Below are 23,995 nucleotides of genomic sequence, written 5' to 3'. Positions count from 1 at the left end.
GTATATGCTGAGTTTATAAAAGCTCCTGGGTTTTCTCAGGGGCTTTTTTTATGCAGGAACGTGTGACGGAATTGTATCACCTTCGCCTTTGCTTTGTGCCTGTTCTGTATCTTTGGCGTTTTGATCTGGATCTTCAGGTTTTTTCTCTTTTTCTTCTGGTGTCTGTACGTTCGATACTTTGCCTTTTGCACCCTCGAAAAGTAAGCGCAGGAAGCCAGGCGCCAGACCAGACAGGGGATTTACGTTGAAGGCAGGATCATCAATTGTACCCTTTACACGGTACGAAAATCCGAAGATACCTTTACCGGCCCCACCGGTTAAGATTGCGCCGATGACAGGGATTTTTCCAAAAAGTGCATTCAGGCCATAGGCGGGAACAATCACACCGTTCAGGTTAACTTTGTTTTCCCCAGTGTGAATTTGACCCTCAAGCGTCATCCCCAAAGATGCACCGTTTGCCTTTACTGAATCGAAGTCAAGCAGCCCCTTGTCATATGATAAGGAGATAGTGGTTTCTGTCAGGCTAATGGGATCCCCTTTCAAATATTCGTCCAGTCCCTGAATTACGCCTTCGGTTACATTGTCACCAAGCTCATCGGACGATTGAACCAGAATGTTAGACTTTGACCCTCCTTTTCCTTTTAGATACAGGGTACTGCCCCATCCTGACGTCTCCCCGGTAAATTCCATGGACCCTCCATTGAGGTGGGAGAAAAGTCCCATGCCGCGCAAAAACGCTCCGGCATCATCTGTTTTGATTGTGAGTGCATTTACGGTGTTTGCTTGAGGGATGACTGCAAAAGAAACTGCAGATTGACTTTTCTCTAGCGTGCCAGTCAGTTCAATGCTGTCAGGTTCATGACCTTTGAAAACAGTTTCAAGCTTAACGGCTTGAAGTATTTCATCGTTTAGAAGTAATAGTTTCTTTGCCTCAAGATTGACTGTAGTCATCGACACTGCAGGAGTATCGTCAGTGTTGTCAGCCTGTTGTAGTGGCACTGTTTCCTGCTCGTGGTCATCTGTAAGGATAGGACGTGCATCAAAAACATCTGCCCTAAGACGAATGTCAGCGCTGTTATCGTTATCAACAGAAAAACCAAGGATAAGATTTTTCGTGTCATTCAGTTCCGTAAAGTGTAATTGACCAGTCACACCGCCGATGGCTGAGGGACGAATAAATATGTTGCCAGTTGCGGAGAGGTTCTGTCCACTAAGGGCAAGAGTGTTAACCGAAGTGCCTGTTTCAGCGAAGCTAACGTCCCCGGCAAAAGCAAAAGGCATATCTGACGGACGCTGGTAAGCGAGTTCTTCAATCTTTAATGTTGCGCCACTGGACTCTCCTGCGAAGTCAACATGTTTCAAGTTCATGGACCGTCCAGTGAAGGTAGCGTTGCCTGTAACTGGTCCTTCTACAAATTTAGTAATATCTATCTGTAGTGCCTTTAAGCTATCGGCAGAAGCCGTGGCATGGGTGATCAGAAGTGTAGTATCTGCGTCTGGATCATCTCGCCCTGTCTTAAAGTCTTCAATCCAGTGCATATCAACTGAAACGCCGTTTAACATGGCAGTACCGCCAATGGTCAAAATGTCAGGGTCTAGGCCAAGTGATAAATCACCGTCACTGATCCCGTCACCGTTCAAAATGTCTCTTACAAAAGCATTGTCGATGTCCGCGCTAACTGTATATAGAACATCCTCCGTCGGAAGGTCTGGTCGAAGCGGGACATGAATTTCTGCCTCAACAGAGGCGTTCCCACCAATCCTGTCTAGATCAAGGGCAATTTTCTGGCTGATATTTACTGGATCAGTATCGATAATATTTAAAATCTGCCGCACGGGCCCTTCTAAATTGATGGTGAAGGTCCCGGTAGCGTCTATGCCTTTATCAATATCTTCAAGCAATACACGGCTATTGGTGACAGGCAGCCCGTCAATGGTTGCGGTATTGATTTTTATATCCAGAGTATGTTCAGTTAGAACCCCACTACCTTGAGCATTGATAATTGGGGTCATTTCCTTCAAATAATTCGTCTTAATATCGTCAAAGCCGAAATCCAGGCGAAGTTTACTTCCCCCTTCAAAACCACCTTGCCCTTTTGGGTCAATATTCAATGAAAATACTGCATTACGACCTGTTCCTGAGATCATATTTTGGCTCACCCAGGCACGTCCACCCCTTTGGCTGCCGTCAGGGTGATATTTTGCAGGCCAGTAGCGCAATATTTCATCAAGACTGGCCTCTGGTGTCTCAATAGTAAACTGAACGCCAGGCTTTGAGATATCATCGCTCCAGTAGAGCATGCCGCCGCCTGAAACAAGCCTGGTGCCTGTCGATGCCTCGAATTCATCAATGGTGAAAACTTCGGCTTGGGGGTCAAAGGTGCCTTCCAATGCAGCGTATTTAACTGGTGCAAGTTCAGGGAACATCAGTGGGTCGTCTAAGAAACCTTCGCCGATATCTGCTTTGATGTCAGCCTTTGTTAAGCCGGCAGTGGAGGATAATGATGCGTTGATTTCGAAAGAGGCCGGAATGTTAAAGATTTTGACCATTTCAGGCAGGTTGGCTGCCTCATGAATGTGAGCAAGGTTAATGTCGTGAATCCAGAAAATCACGTTCAGGATTTTGTCTTCCAGACTGGTGGCGCCGTATGTCGAAATTTGTATCGGCTCGCCGCCAATGCGTGCATCAATAAGCGCATCAAGCGTAATATCCTGCACGTCATTTTTTGTCAGGAGAAGTCTAGGGGCATTGACGATGGCATCTTCAAACCCTTCGTCGCGTTTAATTATGACCCTGGTGTTTGTGAACCGAATTGCATCAAGATCAGGTGTAAGTCTGATCATTCTGCTTTTTACACGAAAAAATGCATTCGTCAGTGGTTTAAAGATCTCCAGCGTCGGGGCGCCTGAGTCTGCGAAAAGGTCATCGAGCATTCCCGGACTGGCTGGTACGTTTTCATCAACAGCATAAAGCCCGGCGATATCCTTGATCACGACAACCGCATTATCGAGATTTATCTGTGCAGGTGACACAACACCGGCAAGAATAGTACGATCTAGGCCGAGCTTTCCTGTAGGGACGTCAATAGTCAGCCTACCCCTTTTGTCTGTAAGTTTGATATCTTTAACCTGTATCCAGGGTCTGAGGTCAGACCAGTCCCAGCCGATTTCAGAGGTTGAATAATCAATCTCCCAATTGGGGAATAGCCTGGATACCTGCTCAGAAACGACAGGTTGGGCAAAGGATAAATCAATTGGCGCGTATAAAAGCCGAAGTGACACTGCACCAAAGGCCAGTAGAAAAATTGTTAGAGCCCACCAGAAGACTGCGTTTAAAAATTTTCCGGCTAATTTCACTTATTATACCTCGTCAGCCCTATGGACCTTACCGGATACCATTTTATCGGTTGCACCGTGCTATCAAGCAGTTACTAATGGGTCAAGGCAAGAACATTTTCATCACGAGTTAATTATGTCTGACCCTGACACTATATCAATTACCTATCAGTATAGCGAAAAAGCAGACGAAATTTGGGCAGAATTGGCTAAAGGTCATACAAAATTTGCCCCAGATACTGAGTTTTCCAAAGATTGGCGCGCTATCGCAGCTCACAGTCCGTTTCTACTGGAATTGCTGCCGCGCAATATCGAAGTGCTTGCGGCAATTGCAGATCATGGGCCAGACCATGTCTTGCAGACTGTCATGGCTGACCTCCGGGGCACAAGGCCAGAGGGCGAGCGTAAAGAAGATTTGATGATCTTTCTGCGTCAGATGAAAGCGCGCATATCGCTGGTCTGTGCCTATGCTGATATTACTTCGCAGTGGACAGTTGAGAAAGTTACAAGAGCATTAAGTGAATTTGCAGATGCATGTATTAACATTTCTGTGGCGCATCTACTTCACGCGAGAATGCTAAAGGGAGAACTTGCATGGCCCGCCGGGGATATTGAGGGTGTTTCACCAGCTTTAACCAGGAACAGTGGTCTGATAATTCTGGGCATGGGCAAATTAGGGGCCTTCGAATTAAATTATTCGTCTGACATTGACCTGATTATCTTTTTTGACCCTGATGTCGCCACTTATACTGGCCGCAAGTCTTTGCCCGAATGTTACGTTAAGCTAACGCAGGAACTGGTTCAAATACTGGATCAACGTACAATGCACGGCTATGTTTTCCGTACTGATCTGCGGTTACGGCCTGATCCTGGAGCAACACCTGTCGCTATTTCAATCTATGCAGCAGAACATTATTATCATTCTCTGGCCGCAAACTGGGAGAGATCTGCCATGATCAAAGCGCGCGCCGTAGCGGGAGATGTTTCCGCAGGTGAGGCTTTTCTGGAGCTTATGCGCCCCTGGGTCTGGCGTAAAAATATGGACTTTGCGGGGCTAAGCGACATTGCTGCCATCAAAAACCAGATCAATCGTCACTATGATCAACAGGAAGTTCATTTTTCTGGATTTGATGTCAAACTCGGACAGGGGGGTATCAGGGAAATTGAGTTCTTCGCGCAGGTCAACCAGTTGCTTTATGCCGGGCGGCATCCCGAACTGCGTATCAGGGGCACGTTGGAGGCTCTCTCTGTCTTGGCTGATCTGGGGCTTATTACTCAAGAAGCGTTTATGTTTCTCACGAACGCATATAAATATTTAAGAGCTATCGAACACCGCATTCAGATGGTGGAGGACAAACAAACACACACTATACCCGTTGATGAGCGAGCACAGGAAAATCTGGCCAGCTTCTGCGGCTATAGCTCTACACAGGCCTTTAGTGATGAATTAATGTCTGTTTGCTCCCGTGTTCAATCAATTTATGATGGTCTGCTGCCTGAGCAGTCCGAGCAGGACTCTGGCATTTTGAATGATGACCAAATACTCCAATTGCTGGAAGATGCTGGTTTTCCTAATCCAGATGCTGCCTTCTCTTCACTTGAAAATATGTTGCGTGGACGTTACCGGGCGTTAAAGACGGAGCGAGCACGTCGGCTATTTTTTCAGTGCCTGCCTGGTTTGATTGAGGCTTTTTCTACTGCACCTGATCCACACGCGGCCTGTGCAAGATTTGATGGTTTTGTATCCAAACTACCTGCAGGAGTTCAGCTTTTCTCTATGCTTCGTGCTAATCCCGGTCTTTTTGGACTAATGTCCCGCATAATGGCGTTAGCACCTGCGCTTGCAGAGACGCTTAGCAAAAATACGGCGCTGTGGGACAATGTGCTGGAACCGTCCTTTTTTGAGCCTATTGAATCGTATGAAGTCTTAATGAAGGAATTAAATCATCTTCTAAGAGCAGCTAGTGACTATCAGGATGTTCTGGATATCGTGCGAAGATTTGCAGCTGATTACAAGTTCCGCTCGGGGGTGCATTTGCTGGAAGCACTTGCAAATGTGCGGGAGACAGGGGAAGCCATGACAAGAGTTGCGGATACTGTTTTGCAGACGCTTGTTCCCCATGTTGAAAAGGAATTCGCACGGCGTCACGGCCGTTTCCCTGATGGTGGAATAGCTATACTGGCACTTGGTAAATACGGTGGTCGGGAACTGACACATACCTCTGATCTGGATATTGTATTTCTGTATCATACAGAAGACATGTCATCGGTGTCTGACGGGGACAAGCCGCTGATGCCCAGTCAGTATTTTTCTCGTCTTGGTCAGAATATCATTACGGCCATTACAGCATTGACGACAGAAGGCCGCCTGTATGAAGTAGATACACGACTGCGTCCATCCGGGTCACAGGGGCCCCTTGTTGTGACATTGGAAACTTTTGAGAACTATTACGAGCAATCTGCGTGGACGTGGGAGCATATGGCGCTTACCCGTGCCCGGATTATATTGGCGCCAGAAAAATTACAGCCCAGTCTTGAAAAAGCAATTCAACATGTTTTGTGCGCCCCGCGTGAGGATGATAAGCTTGTCGTGGCAGTTGCTGATATGCGGGAAAAACTATTTTCTCAATTTGGAGATAGCAACCCATTTAACATCAAGCACTGTCGAGGTGGTTTGGTTGACATAGAATTTATCATTCAGTTTCTTCTTTTGAACAACGGATCCGAAACGTCAGGCTTGTTTGCGCCAGAGTTGGATAAAGCGATCAACGCGCTCAGTAGTTCCAACTATTTATCGGAGGACAGAGCAACGCTTTTAAAAGAGGCTCATACCTTTATGCAGAATATTCAGTCTGTGTTGCGGCTATGTTTAGGGGATAAGGAGCCACAATATTACGACGGTAAAGCAGACATTGCGGATGCTTTGCAGACTGTTCTTGCCAAGGCAGCTGAACAGGATAGTTTTGAACAAATGCTTGCCAAGCTGGTTGAAACACAGAACGAAATATATACTTTGTATGAAACATTGATTGCGGCCCCTGCCCGCATGATTAGTGATCAAAATAATTAGGAGTATTCAATGACTTTAGAGGTTGGACAGCCTGCACCAGATTTTACGCTTCCCGGTGATGGCGGTACGGATATCAGTCTGGAGGATTATAAGGGCAAAAAACTTGTACTGTTTTTCTACCCCAAAGATAGCACGCCTGGGTGTACGACAGAAGCTATTGGCTTTACAGAAGCACTTTCGGACTTTGAGGAAGCCGGTGCTGTTGTGGTAGGCATGTCCAAAGATAGTGTTAAACGTCACGATAATTTCATTGCAAAGAATGACCTTAAAGTGCGTCTGGCATCTGACGAGGAAGGTACGACGATCGACGCCTATGGTTCCTGGGTTTTGAAGAAACTTTATGGCCGCGAATACATGGGTATTGATAGATCAACATTTCTGATTGATGAAACTGGAACAGTTCGAAAGATTTGGCGTAAAGTCAAAGTCAAGGGACATGTTGAGGAAGTATTAGAAGCAGTTAAGTCTCTGTAGGAGACTTAAAGCAAATGAGCACTGAAATATACCAAGCATTAGATCAAGCCTGTCTTGCTGTCCTGTCAGAACCTTCACCCATGGAGAAAGCATCGAAAGCAAGGCAGGTAAAAAGTCTTTGGATGGAAGGTGCACTACAGCCAGTCTACCATGTGCCTGCTCCTAAAAGACCTGCACGCCCTGCCCGGCCCGTTTTAATGGCGCCCGGCGCAATGCCAAAACGCCGCAAAGGTGGGAATCTGGCAAATAAACAAGCATTGTTACACGCAGTCGCGCACATAGAATTAAACGCAATAGATCTTGCATTTGATATAGTTCTGCGGTTCGGAGGTAGCATGCCAAAAGCCTTCACTGACGATTGGCTGCTGGTTGGGGATGATGAGGCCCGGCACTTCATGATGCTTGAAGATTGCTTGTCACATCATGGCATATCATATGGTGACTTGCCTGCGCATGACGGTCTGTGGGAATCTGCTATACAAACCAGTCACGACCTTGATGCACGACTTGCGATAGTTCCGATGGTACTGGAAGCAAGGGGTCTGGATGTTACACCTGATATGATAAAACGCTTTGAACGATTTGGCGATCATAAAGCGGCGGAAGTTCTTGGCGTTATTTACGAAGAAGAAAAAAGTCACGTCGAAGCTGGTAGCAGATGGTTCAAATATCTCTGTGGTCAAAAACAAATGGATGAAGAACAATATTTTCATCAATTAGTCAGGTCTTACTTTGCTGGATCATTGAAACCCCCTTTTAATAAACCAGCAAGAGATGAAGCCGGCATGCCGCCAAGCTTCTATGAACCCTTGGTAGAGATGTTGCGGATATCCAACTAAAGTTGCTTCTGGCAACTAAAGACTTGACCTTAGGGTTCAAAATCTGTGCAATGCATCAATCCTGTGGGGTGTGGCTGGTTGATCATAGTTTTGGGGAACTTATCCTAGTCATGTATAATAGATTAATAAAATTAGGTAACTAATTGAATACGAATAAAAATATGTCAGCAAGGCTTGCGGCTTTTCGTGATAAATATTTCCCTGTACGTCAGCTATTTCTTCGTAGCGAAGGGCGCGTGCGATTCCTTACGTTCAGTCCAAATTTTCAGATGGCGTCGGCTTCTGTGCTTGTTATCTTTATGGTTTGGGCTTCGATTACAAGCGTCGCATATCTGACGCGTGACCTTGTTTTAGAAGAAAAACAACGTACGATTAAGAATATTTCAGCGCAGTATGAAAGCCTGTCTACTGACTTCTCTACACTGGAAAAAGAGGTTGAGTTTCGGGCTGCTGAACTGGAAACCCGACAAAAAATTCTAGAAGACATGTTGGTCAGAACACCGACACTGTTACAGCCAGCGTCCCTTTCAGAGGAGGCCGCTCCCTCCGAAAAGGTGGAACAGGAGACTGATGAAGATTCTGGACCTTCGAAGTCAGATACCAAAGATGATGTATCCCGTCCGATAGCTTTTCTGCAGGAAGTATTTGGCAGTCACCCAGCCGTTGCCTCTGATGAGGACGTAGGTGATGAAATGGCCTCAACACAAGATCGCCGCCGTATTTTGTTGGAAAAGCTTGAGAAACTGGCCTTAGATCAAGAACTGCTTGCAGAACAGTTGGTTCGTCAGGTTACCCTGGACCGGAAACATCTTGATGACTTATTACTACCTGCAAAGATTTCATCAGATTTATTGATCGCACGTGTGGGAACAGACGACGCAGCTGTTGGTGGCCCCTATATCCCGGAAAGTGACCCTACACCTATTTTTCGTGATAATGATCATTTAGCATTTCAAAGCCTTATAGAGGAAAGTCATAACCTCGATAAATTACTGACGGCTCTTTATAGTTTTCCTGTGGTCGTCCCTGCTGAGAAATATTATGTTTCCAGTCGTTTTGGCCGCCGTAAAGACCCATTTAAGAAAACCTGGGCCCGGCACTCTGGTCTGGATATGGCTGGGTGGCCCGGCACGAAAATTCTGGCAGCTCAGGCTGGCAAGGTTGTGAAGGCTGGTGCATGGGGCCCTTACGGCAACATGGTGGAAATTGATCACGGAAATGGTTTTAGGACACGATATGGCCATATGCGCAAGGTAGTAGTCAAGCGCGGACAGGAAATGGAAGCGGGCCAGCATATCGGTGATATGGGGAAAAGCGGTAGAGCTACTAGCTCCCACCTACACTATGAGGTCTGGTTTGATGGCAAGGTAATTGATCCTACGCCAGTTTTGAAAGCCGCTGAAACTATCAGGAAGATTCAAGGGATTGAAGATGAAAAAGAGAACACTTAGTAACCCTGGCAGCGGCCTAGCGCCCAGCCATACGCCGTCAATCATTGGTGCAGACGTTGAAATCACCGGTAATGTCAAAACGTCAGGTGAGTTGCAGCTTGATGGCGCTATCAGCGGCGATTTATCGTGTGGTGGCTTGGTGATGGGCGAAACGGGCAAAGTTAAAGGCTTGATTTCAGCAGAAAGTGTTACCATCAGAGGGCATGTGCAAGGTGAAATACGCTCCAAATCTGTTCGTCTTGAAAGTACAGCAACTGTAGACGGTGATGTATACCATGAGAACCTATCCGTTGAATCCGGGGCAAAATTAAATGGTCGTTTTGCTCATTCAAGTGATTTGTCAGCGGCACCCGCCCCTAAATCAGCTGATGAGTTAGCTGCCCCGTCATTCCTGAAGCCGAAAGCTGACGCGGCAGAATAAATAATCTGATCATCAAATAGATAAGGGGGCATGCGCCCCCTTTTTCTTTTGATAACTGTGCATCATACCCGTTAATCAATATCTTCAACCACAGTATCAGAGCCGTGTACTCTTGCAGCTAGTGCAGCCCTCATAAAGGGGTCCAGAGCTCCATCAAGAACTGAGTTGGGCTGTGAAGATTCCTCACCAGTTCTTAGATCTTTCACCATTTGATATGGTTGCAGCACATAAGATCTGATTTGGTGGCCCCATCCAATCTCACTTTTTGAGGCATTGACCATATTTGCTTCTTCTTCACGACGGCGCAATTCTTCTTCATACAGACGTGCTTTTAGCATCGACATGGCAGCCGCACGGTTTTTATGCTGGGATCGTTCGTTCTGACACTGGACAACCACACCGGTAGGGACGTGGGTAATCCTGACCGCACTATCAGTTGTGTTGACGTGCTGACCACCTGCCCCACTGGCACGGTATGTATCTACTTTCAGGTCACTGTCATTAATTTCAATCTCAATTGAGTCATCAATCACAGGATAAACCCATACTGAAGCAAAACTTGTATGCCGTCGTGCGTTAGAATCGTACGGAGAGATGCGAACCAGCCTATGAACACCAGACTCGGTTTTAGCCCATCCGTAGGCGTCTTCACCCTTAATAATGATGGTCGCAGATTTAATGCCTGCTTCTTCACCTGGCATATATTGTACAGTGTCTACCTTAAAGCCTCTGCTTTCAGCCCACCGTGCATACATTCGCAGTAGCATGCTTGCCCAGTCCTGGGATTCGGTCCCGCCAGCGCCAGAGTGAATTTCGATGTAGGTATCGTTACCGTCAGCTTCACCAGAAAGCAGTGCCTGCATTTCAGCGTCTTTTGCTTTTGATGCAAGCGCATGAAGGCTTTCAAGGGCATCAGCTTCCATCTCTGTGTCGTCATCAAGCTCAGCAAGCTCGATAATTTCAACAGTGTCACGCAAGTCTTCCTCAATCTCCAGTACTGCGGAAATTGACTGATCAAGTTTTGTACGCTCGCGCATGAGCTTCTGTGCAGCCTGAGGGTTGTCCCATAGTGTAGGGTCTTCACTCAGCGCATTTAGCTCCTCTAAACGAAGGGTAGCACGGTCCCAGTCAAAGATGCCTCCTCAGCAGCGATAAAGACTGCTTGAGTTTGTCTACGGCTGCCTGAGCTTCGGCACGCATAGATATTCCTTTCAAAAGTATGTGGGTGATCACCCTGACTAATAAATTCCGCCAGTTCCTTTACGGACGGAGCTTTTGCTTTTACCCAAAGAATCGACGCCGTCAAGTACTGCGAGCTGTCCGAACCGTGGTTCTGTTCCAGGTTTAAAGGCTTCAAGTATCACGGATTTATCATTTGTTTGTGCTGGCTGGCCATTTTCAGCGTTGATCCATACCATACGAATACCGTTTGGTGCCCGGAATGGAATGCCGGGTTGACCGGCGAGTGCGTCTTTCATGAAATCCCGAAAGACCGGAACGGCGACACTGGACCCTTCTTCATATGTCCCAAGGGATCTGGGGCGATCGAAACCAACATAAACTCCGACGGCCAAGTCAGCAGAAAAACCAACAAACCAGGCATCGGTAGAATCATTTGTTGTGCCTGTCTTGCCAGCAAGGGGTTTACCGACTGCACGAATTTTGCGACCTGTGCCGTTCTGGACGACTCCTTCAAGCATAGATACCATCTGATAAGCTGTATGCGGATCAACAACCTGTTCTCTGTCATCAGGGATTTCTGGTTCCTGCGAGGATATTTGCCAGCTCCTCTGGCAGGACACACAAACTCTATCGTCGTGGCGATATATTGTTTTACCTCGGCGGTCCTGAATACGGTCTATAAGGGCGGGCTGAATTTCTTTGCCGCCATTCACAAGCATGCCGTATGCGGCTGTCAGGTCGAGGAGTGTGACCTCGCCTGCTCCTAACGACGCAGCAAGTGTTGGCTCCATATTGTCTTCAAGGCCGAAACGCTTTGCATAGGACATCAACGTGTTCATGCCCAGATTCTGGGCAAGTCGAACCGTCATCAGGTTCCGGGATTTCTCAATACCTAGTCTGAGTGTGCTCGGGCCGTAAAACTTGTTCGAGCTGTTTTTAGGTTTCCATTTGGCTTGCCCCTCGCCCTGGTCAATAACAAAGGGAGCATCCAGAACGAGGCTGGCAGGTGTGAAGCCTTTGTCCAGTGCCGCAACATACACAAAGGGTTTAAAGGCACTACCCGGCTGACGCTGTGCTTGTGTTGCGCGGTTATATTGGCTGGACGCATAGGAAAACCCGCCTGACATGGCCAAAACACGACCAGTATGCGGATCAAGTGCGACCAGCGCACCATTAACGTCAGGAATTTGTTGCAGGCTGTAAACTGGAAGACTGGCTGAGATCAGCCCTTTCTGTGTCATGATGTTATCAAGCTGTATCTGTGGCTCATTCTGTATGGCCTTAACGGCAATGATGTCACCCAAATTAAGAACAGACGCGATATCTGTGATCTTGGGGCCTAGTCTTTCACGCGGCTGCCACGCACGGGCCCATTTAACTTCCTCCAAAGGAATCACACCGTATGTGCCGTCAGTGAAGCCGATAACGGCGACCTGTTCGCGCACTTCATGAACCACTGCCTTACGCCAATTTTCAACACCAAGTCCTATGTTCTTGGACTTCAATGTATCTTGCCACGCATCATCAATTTGCATGCGGCTTAGGGGGCCACGCCATCCGTGGCGGCGGTCATAGGCTATCAAGCCTTCTTGAAGACGTTTTTCTGCAATTTCCTGCAAACGCGGTTCAAGGGTAGTTCTTACAGACAAGCCGCCTTGGTAAAGAGTTTTCTCACCATATATTTTCAGCACGCGGCGCCGTACTTCCTCAGAAAAATAGTCTGCGGTGAAACGGTCTTCACTATTTCTCTCCCGCATTACCAATTCTTCATTAATAGCAGTCTGATAGTCAGAATCTGAGATGTATCCAAGGATATGCATGCGTGACAAAACCCAGTTTCTGCGGGCGGTAGCACGAGCCTTATGGCGAACAGGATGGTAATTGTTGGGTGCCTTGGGGACGGCTGCCAGGTATGCGGCTTCCGCATATGTCAGCTCTGACAAAGGTTTGTCAAAATACTTCAGGGAGGCAGCTGCTACGCCGTAGGCCAGACCAAAATTGATTTCATTAAGGTACAATTCCATGATCTGTTCTTTGGAAAAAGTACGCTCAATGCGGAGGCTAAGTATTATCTCTTTAATCTTACGGTCAAGGCGCTGATCCAGTGTTAGCAGGAAGTTTCGTGCAACCTGCTGCGTAATGGTTGACCCACCTTGCAGCGGGCGACCCGTCAGCATATTGCCGACGTTACGGATGTTCCCACGAACCATGCCGAGGTAATCAAGACCGCTATGTTCGAAGAAGTTTTTATCTTCTGCTGAGATGACAGCATGAATAAGCTTGTCTGGAAAAGCGCTGTAGGGAACGAAAATTCTTCGCTCTGTTGAATATTCTTTTAGAAGGCTACCGTCACCGGCATGCACCCGTGTCATGACGGATGGTTCATAGCTGGCCAGCTGACGATAATCAGGAAGATCACGACCATAGTAGACAAGCGCCCACAGAATGACGCCTGTCACGGCTATTAAACCGACAGCAGACAGTATAAGTCCGACTTTGAATAAGCGTTTGAACCAATGCTTTTTTGTTTTTTCTGACACTGTAGTTTTCTGCTTTGGGTTTTTATCGTCGTTTTTGTTGACGTTGTCAGACATTCTAAATCCCTGATACTTAGGTAAGTCTAGGTATCATATATTCGGCAATTGTGACAATGTTTTGGCTGATTGATAGTATATCTGCTTATCTGCCCATGGCGCGCATCTGACCAAAATACTTATCAAACGCTCTTACCATCGCCTGCCCTACTTTTCGTTGGTAAGATTTTGTGTTCAAAAGTTTGGCATCTGTTTTGTTTGATAAATATCCGGTTTCGACCAGGATAGAAGGTACAGTTGGTGACTTGAGAACCATCAGGCTTGCATACCGGTGCGCACGTTTGTGCATTTTAATGTCGCGCCGCATTTCCGGGACAAGAAATTCTGCGAGTTGAGCAGACAGGTTCAGTGTTTCACGCTGTGCTAACTCCACGAGTATGTTTTGAACCTCATTATCATATTCAGCCATTACAACACCGGCTATCAGGTCTGATTTATTCTCACGTGCAGCAAGGCGGCGTGCTTCATCATCGGAAGCCTTGTCATTTAGCGTGTAGACAGTCCCACCACGCACGTCTTTGTTTTCAATCGCATCAGCGTGGATGCTCACAAAGAGGTCAGCTTCTAGTCTTTGGGCCATTTCATAACGCTGCCTGTGCGGAATATAAATGTCTCTGTCCCTAGTCAGATGCACTTTATACCGTCCGGTCGCTTCCAGTTCGCGTTTGATCTCCCGCGCCATGTTCAGAACAATTACTTCTTCATTCACACCCAGAACACCAATGGTGCCAGGGTCTTTGCCGCCATGACCTGGGTCAAGCACAATAACGTGCTTAGCAGACTGCTGGATTTGGGCGCGCTGTGATTGTTGTGCTGGTTGTGTTGATTTAGGTTGGCTGGCAGACGGCGTAGCCTTTGCAAATTGTTTGGCATTACTGGCCCGTAGAGGTGCCTGTTTCGTGTCAGCGACTGCCTGGGCAAAACGGCTTGTTGATGTCTGTTCCAAATCAATAACAAGGCGTGGTCCAAACTGCCCTTTGGCGGGCAAATGAAACAAGTCACTGACTATGACGGGACGTTTCAAATCCAGTACAATACGGTAGATATTAGATGTAAATTGGCCGTGTCGGTAGGACCGAATGTCACCCATCGCTTTAACACCGCCTCTAGCATTCCATTTCGCATTAGGCAGATCAATGACAATACGCTGAGGGTTTTCCAGTAAAAACACTCTTGGGTCGGTAGTTTCACTTAGATCAATAACAAATCGAGTGCCATTATCCTGAACACCCATCCGTAATCCCGTAATATCGGACGCACTAGTCGATATGGAGGATAAGAGCAGTACGCAAAAGAAACTGAATACAAGATAGAGTCGTCTGATCATGTGTATACCCAACCCAAGCACTTATTTATTCATGACTGTTAGGACCGTTTACCCTTCAAATACTTAATATCACCTGAATGAAATAAAGGAAAGAAAGTTAAATTCTCTTGCAGGAACGAAAACTTTTATTTATTGGTCGAATGTACCGCAGTAGATTTTAAAATACTTCGGCACATAATGTAAGAAAAGAATTTTGACCGTGCGGAGGTTTCTGACCGGTCAATTGACAGCCAAGTGATCAGGAGCCAGATATTGGAGACAATCATTTGACTGTCCCCAATGGACTAGAACCCGGAATGCAAACCTGGCGCGCATACAGGCATCAAGCCACTCTGCCAATCGGCACAGAACTGCAGGACATAACCATGTCCCACACGCCCGCGCATACGGCTATCGCCCATCCTTATTATTACACTGTTTTAAAACCCAACCACAGGTTTGCCAGCGCCCGCCAAATATTTGAGGCAAGGAAGCGCGGCTCCCTGAATGGAGACGAATTGTATGTCTACAAGAATGCTAATAGACGCGCGTCACGACGAAGAGACGCGGGTTACGATTGTCAAAGGAAGCCGAGTTGAGGACTTTGACTATGAATCATCCACACGCCGTCAATTAAAAGGTAATATATATCTTGCACGTGTCACACGTGTGGAGCCTTCGTTACAGGCCGCGTTTGTGGAGTACGGTGGTAATCGCCACGGCTTTTTGGCTTTTAGTGAAATCCATCCTGACTATTATCAAATTCCTACACAGGACCGTGATGCAATTGTTGCAGAAGAAATGGCTGCTGCGAAAGCTCGTGCGAAACGTGAGGAAGAAGAAGATGATCATAAACAGCGTAATCGCCGTCGTCGCCGTTCCAAAGCAGTAGAGCCTGATGAGGTTTCTGGTGATACTGATTCAGAAGATACGGATGTATCTGATCTTATTCCTGATGATGAAACTGACAATGTCACTGATTCAGAGGCTGCATCTTCTGATGATGAAATCAGCACATCTATTGCAGAAGACGCTGGAACAGATGAGCCTGCGATAAAAGAAAGCGAAGAAGAAGAGAAAGATCAGGAACTTGAAGACGCTTCACTGCGTCGTCAATCGCTTCGTGCTTTGAAACGCCGCTATAATATTCAGGAAGTCATCAAAAAGCGTCAGGTCCTGCTTATTCAGGTCGTGAAAGAAGAGCGCGGCAACAAAGGTGCAGCGCTGACAACCTATCTTTCGCTTGCGGGTCGTTACTGTGTGTTAATGGCGAACTCTACACATGCTGGTGGCATTAGTCGTAAAATTTCCAACGGTTCTGATCGTAAACGTCTTAAGAATATTATTTCATCGCTTGATGTTCCATCAGAGATGGGATTGATCGTTCGTACAGCTGGCTTGCAACGTACAAAGGTCGAGATCAAACGCGACTATGATTACCTGGTCCGATTGTGGAATGGCATTCGTGAACTGACTTTAAAGTCCATTGCCCCTGCCCTGATTTATGAAGAAGGTGATTTGATCAAGCGGACTATTCGTGACCTGTACACGCGCGATATTGATGAAATCCTCGTCGAGGGTGAAAACGGATACCGTTCTGCCAAAGACTTTATGAAATTGTTGATGCCTAGTCATTCAAAGAAAGTTCAGCATTACAAAAGCAGAATTCCTTTGTTCCATAGATATCAGGTGGAGACGCAGCTGGAGAATATGTATTCACCAGAAGTTCATCTAAAGTCTGGTGGCTATATTGTGATGAACCCGACAGAAGCATTGATTTCAATTGATGTGAACTCTGGCAGGTCGACAAAAGAGCACAGCATTGAAGAAACGGCCCTTCGCACTAACCTTGAGGCTGCTGAGGAAATTGCGCGTCAACTCCGCCTTAGGGATTTGGCTGGCCTGATCGTTATTGACTTTATCGACATGGAAGAGCGTGCAAATAACCGTGCGGTCGAGCGTCGTATGAAAGAAGTCCTTAAAAACGATCGTGCTCGGATACAGGTTGGTAGAATTTCCAGCTTTGGGTTGATGGAAATGTCACGTCAGCGGCTGCGTCCTAATCTACTGGAAGCAAGTACTGTCACGTGTCCAACATGTGAAGGTGCTGGCATTGTCCGGTCACTTGAATCAGTAGCACTATTGGCGCTCCGTCAGCTGGAAGAAGAAGGTATCCGTGCCCGCAGTGCTGTCGTTCGCGTAGGTGCACATCCTGATATTGCCATTTACTTGTTGAACCAGAAGCGTAATGACCTTGTGCGCCTGGAGGAGACATACAATTACAGAATTGAAATACTGGCAAGCAGGGATGTGCCTCTTTCTGGTGTTGAGATTACCCGTGAAGCGGCACCAAATGGACAGGTAACTAATGATGCTGCGTCAGATATTGTTGTAACGCCTGATACGATAATTGATGTGTCTGATGATGTTGAAGAAGACGATGTCGAAGAGACAGTTGATTCTTCTGAGAATAATAGTCAGGAGGAGCGCGGGCGCCGCAAGCGCCGTCGCCGTCGCCGCAACAGACGCGATAGAGACGACAATCAAGACCAGGCTGAGACGTCCGAAACATCATCAGACGAAACTGATGTTGAAGTCTCTGATTCTGAGGCTGACAAGGATCAGGATGAAACCAGCGAGCAGAAAGAAGGACGTTCCCGTCGTCGTCGTGGTCGTCGTGGTGGCCGTCGTCGTGGCCGCAAGGATGATACTGTAACTGAAGAGTCTGCAGAAACTGAATCATCACCAGCACCAGAAGATACAGGCGATAAGCAAGTAGCTGAAGGAGTTGGAGCGGAAACAGACGTAGATGCCCCGGTTGACGACAAACCGAAGCGTCGTCGCCGTGTACGCCGTAAGCCGACTGAAGATTCTGCTGTATCCACCGATGATGCGGAGAAAGCGTCTGATGAAAAGGCAGCTGAGACTGCTCCGGCCGATGACACAGCGGAACCTGCGAACGAAGAAAAGCCAAAGCGTCGTCGCAGAACAAAAAAACCTGAAGCATCAGATACTGATACTGCAGCAGTGAAAGTGGTGGCTGAAACGTCCAGCGATGCGCCTGAAGCTGCCGTTGTCGAAGAAACAGCTGAGAAGCCAAAACGTCGCAGACGTCGTGTTAAAAAGGACGAAGCAGAAACCGCAAACGCTGATGCTGTAGATGCTTCATCTGAAAATGCCTCACCTGAGGAAAAAACAGAAGAAAAGAAACCGCGCACTCGCAGGAAAGCGGCACCAAAGAAAACAGCTGAGGCTGCTGAAACATCTGTTGATAAAGCTGATGCAGTGGAAGCAGTTGCTGAAGAAAAGCCAAAGCCAGCCAGAAAGCCCCGTGCAAAGAAGGCAAAGCCAGCGGAAGCTAAAGCGGAGACTGTTGAGGCAAAAGCTGGCCCGAAAGCACCCAAATCGAAGGTTGCGGCGGAGGAAAATACCGCTGTCCCTGCTTCCGCAAGTGTAGAGAGCACTAAGAAGCCAGCAGAATCTACAGATGACGCACCTGACGCACCTAAGAAAAAAGGCTGGTGGAACCGAACCTTTGGATAGGTAAGGAAATTAAACAGTATAATAATAATGGCGAGGATTTTCTCCTCGCCATTTTTTTGACGATTAATCGTGTTATCACAACATAGTTAGGCCGATGTTCATTGACCGTTCATGAGCAGCGTTATAGCGTGTGATAAATGTTGGGAGAATATGGTTGTTGATTAGTGTTCGCCATTTTTTATGTATAGTATCTCTGTTGCTTGCAGGGTTTATTCCTGTGCAAGCGCAATCCATTTTGCGAGATGCCGAAACAGAAGCGTTTTTGCGCGAATTGACAAATCCCATATTCAGGGCAGCCAATATGGCGCCTAATAGTATTCAACTTGGATTGATTCACGATAATAGTATCAATGCTTTTGCTGCCGGTGGAACCTCAATATATCTTCATTCGGGGCTTTGGATGGCAGCGGATGATGTTGGTGAACTGCGTGGTGTATTGGCACATGAAGCCGGTCACATCGCAGGACGGCACTATTCCCGAACCAGAGATGCATACCAAACAGCGGGCATGACCAGTATTGTTTCAATGGTACTTGGTGCTGCTGCGGTTCTCGCAGGTGGTGGTGATGCCGGTATGGGCCTTATCATGGCGGGTCAGGGTATGGCGCAGGGGCAGGTTCTTGCGTATTCCCGTGCACAGGAAAGCACAACTGACCAAGCAGGTGCATCCTATTTGGATGACATCGGAGTCAGTGGTAAAGGAATGATCTCTTTCTTTGAGAAGTTGCGTTCCCAAGAGATTTTAGCGCAGGTACGACAAGACCCCTACATGCGCTCCCACCCGTTGAACAGCACGCGGATAATGAATTTACGGGACATTCTTGAGAAGAGTGAACATTGGGATAAACCGGTGGAGCCTGACTTGAATGAAAAGTTCTTGCGGTTAAAAGCGAAGCTTGCCGGCTATCTACAGCCTCCATCAAGGACATTGAAACAATATCCACTGACCGATACGTCAATTTCAGCCCGTTATGCACGTGTTTATGCCTATCACAAGGCACTGGAATGGGACTTGGCATTGGCAGAAGCTGACGCTTTGATCGCATTAGAGCCAGATAACGCCTATTTTTATGAAATTAAAGGCCAGATCTTATTTGAAAATGGCAGAGTTGAGGAAGCCCTTCCGGTGCTTGAAAAAGCCGTCCAGACTGCCCCGCAAGAGCCGCTGATCATGACTGCCCTCGGTCAGGCACTTGTAAGCCAGGAAAACCTTGACTGGATGGCGCGTGCTGTCCCCATTCTGGAAGACGCTGTAAGGCTGGACCGGTCAAACAGTTTTGCGTGGTTCAATCTAGCACGTGCATACAGTTGGCTTGAACAGGACGGCGATGCCGCGCTAGCCACAGCCGAACGATTTTATTCGGTGGGTGCAGCGCATCTCGCATTGGGGCATGCAAGAAAAGCAATGCAAGAGTTTAAAGAAGGTACTCCTAAATGGTTGCGAGCACAGGATATTTTATTCGTATCCGAAGAGGCAGCAGCCAAAATATTAAAACAGCAGCGCCGTCAACGCCGTGCTGCAGTAGTTCACTAAAATCAGATAGGAAAAGTATGCTCAGAAGTATTTCGTGCGTTCTGTTTTCTTCCCTTATTGCCCTAAGTCCTCTTAGTGCGCAGGAAGATGTAGCTGTTACACCACAAGAAAAGGCCAAGATACGGTCAGCATTGATAGAGATTTTTGAAGAAAACCCTGAAATTGTTATTCGTGCAATTCAGGAATTTCAGCGGAGGTCGCAGGTCGCATCCATGCTGCCAAAAATTGATATGTACCGAGGGTATCTGGAAAGCGATCCTTCCCTGCCCGTGCTTGGTAACCCTAATGGCGATGTTACGATCGTAGAGTTTTTTGATTACCGCTGTGGCTATTGCCGTCGTCATTTTCCTGAACTGATGCGGTTGGTCAAAGAAGACGGCAACATTCGTTTGATACCACATCAATTACCCCTTCTGGACCGTCCTGGCCAAACGCCTGTGTCACGTCTTGCAGCACGTGCGGCAGTTGCAGCCCATAAACAAGGGAAGTTCAGTGAATTACACTTTGCCATGATGTCAACGCCGACCAGCCTGACAGAAGACATGATCTATTCACTCGCGGAAGATCAGGGTATTGATGTTGAGCGTCTGAAAAAAGACATGGCGGATAAACTGATTGATAAAACTGTGGGTAACAGTGTGGCGATTGCGCGGGATATTGGTTTTGAAGGAACGCCAGGCTATATCATCGGGAATGATGTTGTTCTGGGGGCCGCAGGCTTTGACCGCATGAAAGAGGCCGTTGCCCGCGCCCGCGCAGAAAATAAGAAAAATTAAATCAAGCCAGCTAACGGTGAGCTTGGGTCAGCGTATTTTTTCTTAGGCATACGGCCTGCAAGATATGCTGCCCTGCCCGCCTCTGTCGCCAGCTTCATAGCCCGGGCCATTTGGACCGGGTTTTTTGCTTCTGAAATTGCGGTGTTCATCAACACGCCGTCACACCCAAGCTCCATTGCAATTGCAGCGTCTGATGCTGTCCCGACACCGGCGTCAATGAGAACAGGCACAGATGTTTGTTCAATGATCAGGCGAAGCTGCACGGGGTTTTGAATACCAAGGCCGGAACCGATCGGCGCACCAAGAGGCATAATCGCGACACATCCAAGGTCTTCCAAACGTTTGGCCATGATTGGGTCGTCAGAACAGTAAACCATAACCTTGAAGCCGTCTTTGATAAGGACTTCTGCAGCTTCCAGTGTTTCAACCATGTTGGGATATAATGTTTTCTGGTCGCCTAAAACCTCAAGTTTAACCAGGTCCCAGCCCCCTGCTTCGCGCGCCAGACGAAGGGTGCGGATAGCATCATCTGCCGTGAAACAACCAGCGGTATTCGGCAGATAGGTTATTTTTTTCGGATCAAGATAGTCGACCAGCATAGGCTGGTTTGGGTCCATCACATTGACACGTCTAACCGCCACAGTTACAATTTCTGCGCCCGACGCTTCAACAGCAGCAGCAGTTTCTTCGAAATCTTTATACTTGCCTGTTCCAACGATCAGCCTGGAACCATAAGTCTTGTCACCTACCTGCCAAGTGTCTGTAGTATCGGTCACGCGTTGTTTCCTCCGCCTATAAAATGAACAATCTCGAGAGTATCCCCTGCGGATAGTACCTGTGTATTGAATGTCGACTTAGGTGCAATTTCGCGGTTACGCTCTACTGCTACCTTTGTAGGGTCAAACCCCAGACCAATAATATAGTCTGCGATCGTCTGACCTTCAGAAATCCGTTTTTCATCGCCATTGACGGTAATGGTAATCACAAAAGACATCCCTAAATAACCTGATGACAGTCTCATTGCTGTCTTGCATGTATTCAATATGGCATTATATAAGGTGCATCAAGTTATCTAGTCACCTTAACTGTAAAAATATAAACGGAATGCAAGGTGAACAGGGGGAAACATATGGCAGATGCTGCTCAAAAGCGCATTTTGGTTCTGAATGGTCCTAATTTAAATATGTTAGGCACACGTGAGCCTGAAACCTACGGAACAATGACTCTTCAAGACATTGAAGCACTTGTGCGCGCAAAAGCAGATGCGCTTGATGCTTCTATTGACTGGCGTCAATCAAATTCCGAAGGTGAACTGGTTTCCTGGATACAGACTGCCGGTGAAAATGCAGATGCTATTATCCTGAATGCAGCGGCCTATACACACACATCGGTTGCTATTCATGATGCAATTGCGGCCATTCAAATACCCGTGGTTGAAGTGCATCTGTCCAATGTCTTTGCCCGTGAAGAATTCCGTCACCACTCTTTCATCTCGGATGTAGCCGTAGGTGTTATTTGTGGTTTTGGTGCTGATGGTTATGTGCTTGCACTTCAGGCAGTAACGTCTATGCTGCCGCGCAGCGTTTAATCAAGCTCAATATTGATCAATCGATAAGGATCATTGAATGTCAAAACTTAAAGAATATAAAGAACTAATCCGCGAACTGGCGGAATTGTTGGACAAATCTACACTTTCTGAGATTGAGGTTGAAGAAGATGATTTCCGCATCCGTGTTGCTCGTGAGAGTGCAGAACCAGTAGCGTATTCGCTGCCGCCTGCCCATATGGCCGCACCTGTCATGCAGGCTGCTCCTGCTCCTGTAGCTGCCCCTGCAGCTGCGGCTCCTGCGGCTGCCCCTGCGGCGGAAGATCATCCAGGTGCAATTTCTGCCCCAATGGTAGGAACTGCATACACTGCGGCACAGCCTGGCGCGGATCCTTTCATCAAGGTTGGTCAGCAGGTCAAGGAAGGTGAAACCATTCTTATCATCGAAGCGATGAAAGTGATGAACCAAATTCCTGCACCGAAATCCGGTACTGTTAAAGAAATATTCTTCTCGGATGCTCAGCCCGTCGAATACGGTGAAATTCTCTGCATTATTGAATAGGAATTAGCATGTTCGAAAAAGTCCTGATAGCTAATCGCGGTGAAATTGCTCTGCGTATTCACCGTGCTTGTCATGAAATGGGCATCAAGACTGTAGCTGTTCATTCAACAGCTGATAGTGAGGCAATGCATGTTCGTCTTGCTGATGAATCTGTATGCATTGGACCGCCTGCGTCTAAAGATAGCTATCTCAATATTCCGTCCATATTGGCTGCGGCAGAGATCACTGGTGCAGATGCTATTCACCCTGGCTACGGTTTCCTGTCCGAAAATGCACAATTCGCTGATATAGTCGAAGACCATGGTATAACTTTCATCGGTCCTTCCGCTGATCATATTCGCATGATGGGCGATAAGATCATGGCGAAAGAAACAGTTAAAAAGCTTGGTATTCCAGTTGTCCCGGGTTCTGACGGTGGCATTACTGAAGATGATGAAGCTTTTAAGGTATGTAAGGAAATTGGCTACCCTGTGATTGTTAAAGCGGCTGCCGGTGGTGGTGGTCGCGGCATGAAAGTGGTTAGGTCTGAAAGTGAACTTTCATCTGCCCTTTCTTCATGCCGTACAGAAGCCAAGGCGGCTTTCGGTGATGATGCAGTTTATATTGAAAAGTTTCTTGGTAAACCACGTCATATTGAATTTCAGATAATTGGTGACCGACATGGTAATTGCATCCACTTAGGTGAACGTGACTGTTCCTTGCAAAGACGCCACCAGAAAGTTCTGGAGGAAGCGCCCTCACCCGTTATCGATGCTGAGACACGGGCACGGATGGGCGGAATTGTTGCAAAGGCAATGGCAGACTTTGGATATGTCGGTGCTGGTACAATTGAGTTCCTGTATGAAAATGGTGAATTTTACTTCATTGAAATGAATACACGTTTGCAGGTTGAACACCCTGTAACAGAGATGATTACTGGTATCGATCTCGTACGTGAGCAGATTAGTGTAGCCGCGGGTAACCCATTAGCTTACAAACAGGAATGGGTAGAATTCAAAGGCCACGCAATTGAATGTCGGATAAATGCCGAACATCCATTCAATTTCACGCCAAATCCGGGCAAGGTGACAAATTGCCATGTTCCTGGCGGTTTGAATGTTCGCTGTGATAGTGCGGTGTACACCGGCTATAATATCCCTCCTTATTACGATAGCATGATCGGTAAACTTATCGTTTCCGGCTATACGCGAGAAGGCTGCATTCTGCGTCTGCGCCGTGCGCTTGAAGAATATGTAATTGAAGGGGTGACAACGACGATACCTCTTCACCAGACGCTGATTGACAATGAGGATTTCAGGGCTGGTGATTACGATATTCACTGGTTGGAAAAATTCCTAGCTGATAATCCTGAAGGATAGCCA

General features: G+C 47.2%; 15 protein-coding genes and 1 pseudogene. 11 read left to right on the top strand and 5 right to left on the bottom strand.

All coding sequences use genetic code 11. The features are described from left to right. Positions 1–48: 48 nt before the first annotated feature. Positions 49–3,282, bottom strand: coding sequence for a YhdP family protein (locus tag IE181_RS11615; protein WP_191253134.1), 3,234 nt, complete (start codon positions 3,280–3,282; stop codon positions 49–51). 190 nt (positions 3,283–3,472) lie between these two features. On the opposite strand from IE181_RS11615, the gene IE181_RS11610 reads away from it, so the two are divergent. The 5 genes from IE181_RS11610 (at position 3,473) to IE181_RS11590 (ending at position 9,591) form a co-directional block, all read left to right on the top strand. After that, positions 3,473–6,406, top strand: a complete 2,934-nt coding sequence (locus IE181_RS11610; protein WP_191253132.1) for a bifunctional [glutamine synthetase] adenylyltransferase/[glutamine synthetase]-adenylyl-L-tyrosine phosphorylase — start codon at positions 3,473–3,475, stop codon at positions 6,404–6,406. Between the two features lie 9 nt (positions 6,407–6,415). Continuing rightward, complete coding sequence (locus tag IE181_RS11605) at positions 6,416–6,880, top strand: peroxiredoxin (RefSeq protein WP_191253131.1); 465 nt, start codon at positions 6,416–6,418, stop codon at positions 6,878–6,880. 14 nt (positions 6,881–6,894) lie between these two features. Then, positions 6,895–7,719, top strand: coding sequence for a ferritin-like domain-containing protein (locus tag IE181_RS11600; protein WP_191253129.1), 825 nt, complete (start codon positions 6,895–6,897; stop codon positions 7,717–7,719). Positions 7,720–7,880: 161 nt separating this feature from the next. Beyond that, positions 7,881–9,170, top strand: coding sequence for a M23 family metallopeptidase (locus IE181_RS11595; protein WP_191253127.1), 1,290 nt, complete (start codon positions 7,881–7,883; stop codon positions 9,168–9,170). Continuing rightward, entirely contained in the window at positions 9,151–9,591 is a 441-nt protein-coding gene (locus IE181_RS11590; protein WP_191253125.1) for a bactofilin family protein, read from the top strand. Before IE181_RS11595 ends, IE181_RS11590 begins: the two co-directional genes overlap by 20 nt. A gap of 71 nt (positions 9,592–9,662) precedes the next feature. Here IE181_RS11590 and prfB read toward each other — a convergent pair. The 3 genes from prfB to IE181_RS11575 form a co-directional block, all read right to left on the bottom strand. Beyond that, positions 9,663–10,791 (bottom strand): peptide chain release factor 2 gene (prfB, locus tag IE181_RS11585; RefSeq protein ID WP_191253123.1). Its coding sequence is split into 2 segments (ribosomal slippage): positions 9,663–10,721 and positions 10,723–10,791, totalling 1,128 coding nucleotides; the frame shifts between segments, so codons are not numbered across the junction. Between the two features lie 38 nt (positions 10,792–10,829). Beyond that, complete coding sequence (locus tag IE181_RS11580; RefSeq protein WP_191253121.1) at positions 10,830–13,367, bottom strand: penicillin-binding protein 1A; 2,538 nt, start codon at positions 13,365–13,367, stop codon at positions 10,830–10,832. 85 nt (positions 13,368–13,452) lie between these two features. Next, complete coding sequence (locus IE181_RS11575; protein ID WP_191253119.1) at positions 13,453–14,601, bottom strand: N-acetylmuramoyl-L-alanine amidase; 1,149 nt, start codon at positions 14,599–14,601, stop codon at positions 13,453–13,455. A 594-nt stretch (positions 14,602–15,195) separates the two neighbouring features. Between IE181_RS11575 and IE181_RS11570 the strand changes: the two genes are divergently transcribed. The 3 genes from IE181_RS11570 to IE181_RS11560 all read left to right on the top strand — a co-directional run bounded on the left by IE181_RS11570 (position 15,196) and on the right by IE181_RS11560 (position 20,526). Continuing rightward, positions 15,196–18,216 carry a ribonuclease E/G gene (locus tag IE181_RS11570; protein ID WP_191253117.1) on the top strand — a complete coding sequence of 1,007 codons (3,021 nt, stop codon included), beginning with the start codon at positions 15,196–15,198 and terminating at the stop codon, positions 18,214–18,216. 130 nt (positions 18,217–18,346) lie between these two features. Beyond that, positions 18,347–19,750, top strand: coding sequence for a M48 family metalloprotease (locus tag IE181_RS11565; protein WP_308430911.1), 1,404 nt, complete (start codon positions 18,347–18,349; stop codon positions 19,748–19,750). Between the two features lie 17 nt (positions 19,751–19,767). After that, positions 19,768–20,526: a DsbA family protein gene (locus IE181_RS11560; RefSeq protein ID WP_191253113.1), complete on the top strand. Its 759-nt coding sequence runs from the start codon at positions 19,768–19,770 to the stop codon at positions 20,524–20,526. On the opposite strand, the pseudogene thiS reads toward IE181_RS11560, so the two are convergent. Continuing rightward, positions 20,523–21,520: pseudogene (gene thiS / locus IE181_RS11555) on the bottom strand (sulfur carrier protein ThiS). The gene IE181_RS11560 and the pseudogene thiS overlap by 4 nt on opposite strands. Positions 21,521–21,655: 135 nt before the next feature. Here thiS and aroQ point away from each other — a divergent pair. From aroQ to accC, 3 genes are read left to right on the top strand one after another with little or no spacing between them, the layout of a single operon-like run. Then, positions 21,656–22,114 carry a type II 3-dehydroquinate dehydratase gene (aroQ, locus tag IE181_RS11545; RefSeq protein ID WP_191253108.1) on the top strand — a complete coding sequence of 153 codons (459 nt, stop codon included), beginning with the start codon at positions 21,656–21,658 and terminating at the stop codon, positions 22,112–22,114. Positions 22,115–22,151: 37 nt separating this feature from the next. Further along, positions 22,152–22,634, top strand: coding sequence for an acetyl-CoA carboxylase biotin carboxyl carrier protein (gene accB, locus IE181_RS11540; protein WP_191253106.1), 483 nt, complete (start codon positions 22,152–22,154; stop codon positions 22,632–22,634). Between the two features lie 8 nt (positions 22,635–22,642). After that, a complete protein-coding gene (accC, locus tag IE181_RS11535; protein ID WP_191253104.1) occupies positions 22,643–23,992 on the top strand; it encodes an acetyl-CoA carboxylase biotin carboxylase subunit in 1,350 nt (449 codons plus the stop codon). The last annotated feature ends 3 nt before the right edge of the window (positions 23,993–23,995 follow it).

Origin of the sequence: Kordiimonas sediminis, from assembly GCF_014656395.1 — a bacterium.
GTDB lineage: Bacteria > Pseudomonadota > Alphaproteobacteria > Sphingomonadales > Kordiimonadaceae > Kordiimonas_A > Kordiimonas_A sediminis.
The sequence above is the reverse complement of the archived record's forward strand: the minus strand, read 5'-3'. Positions and strand labels throughout refer to the sequence as shown.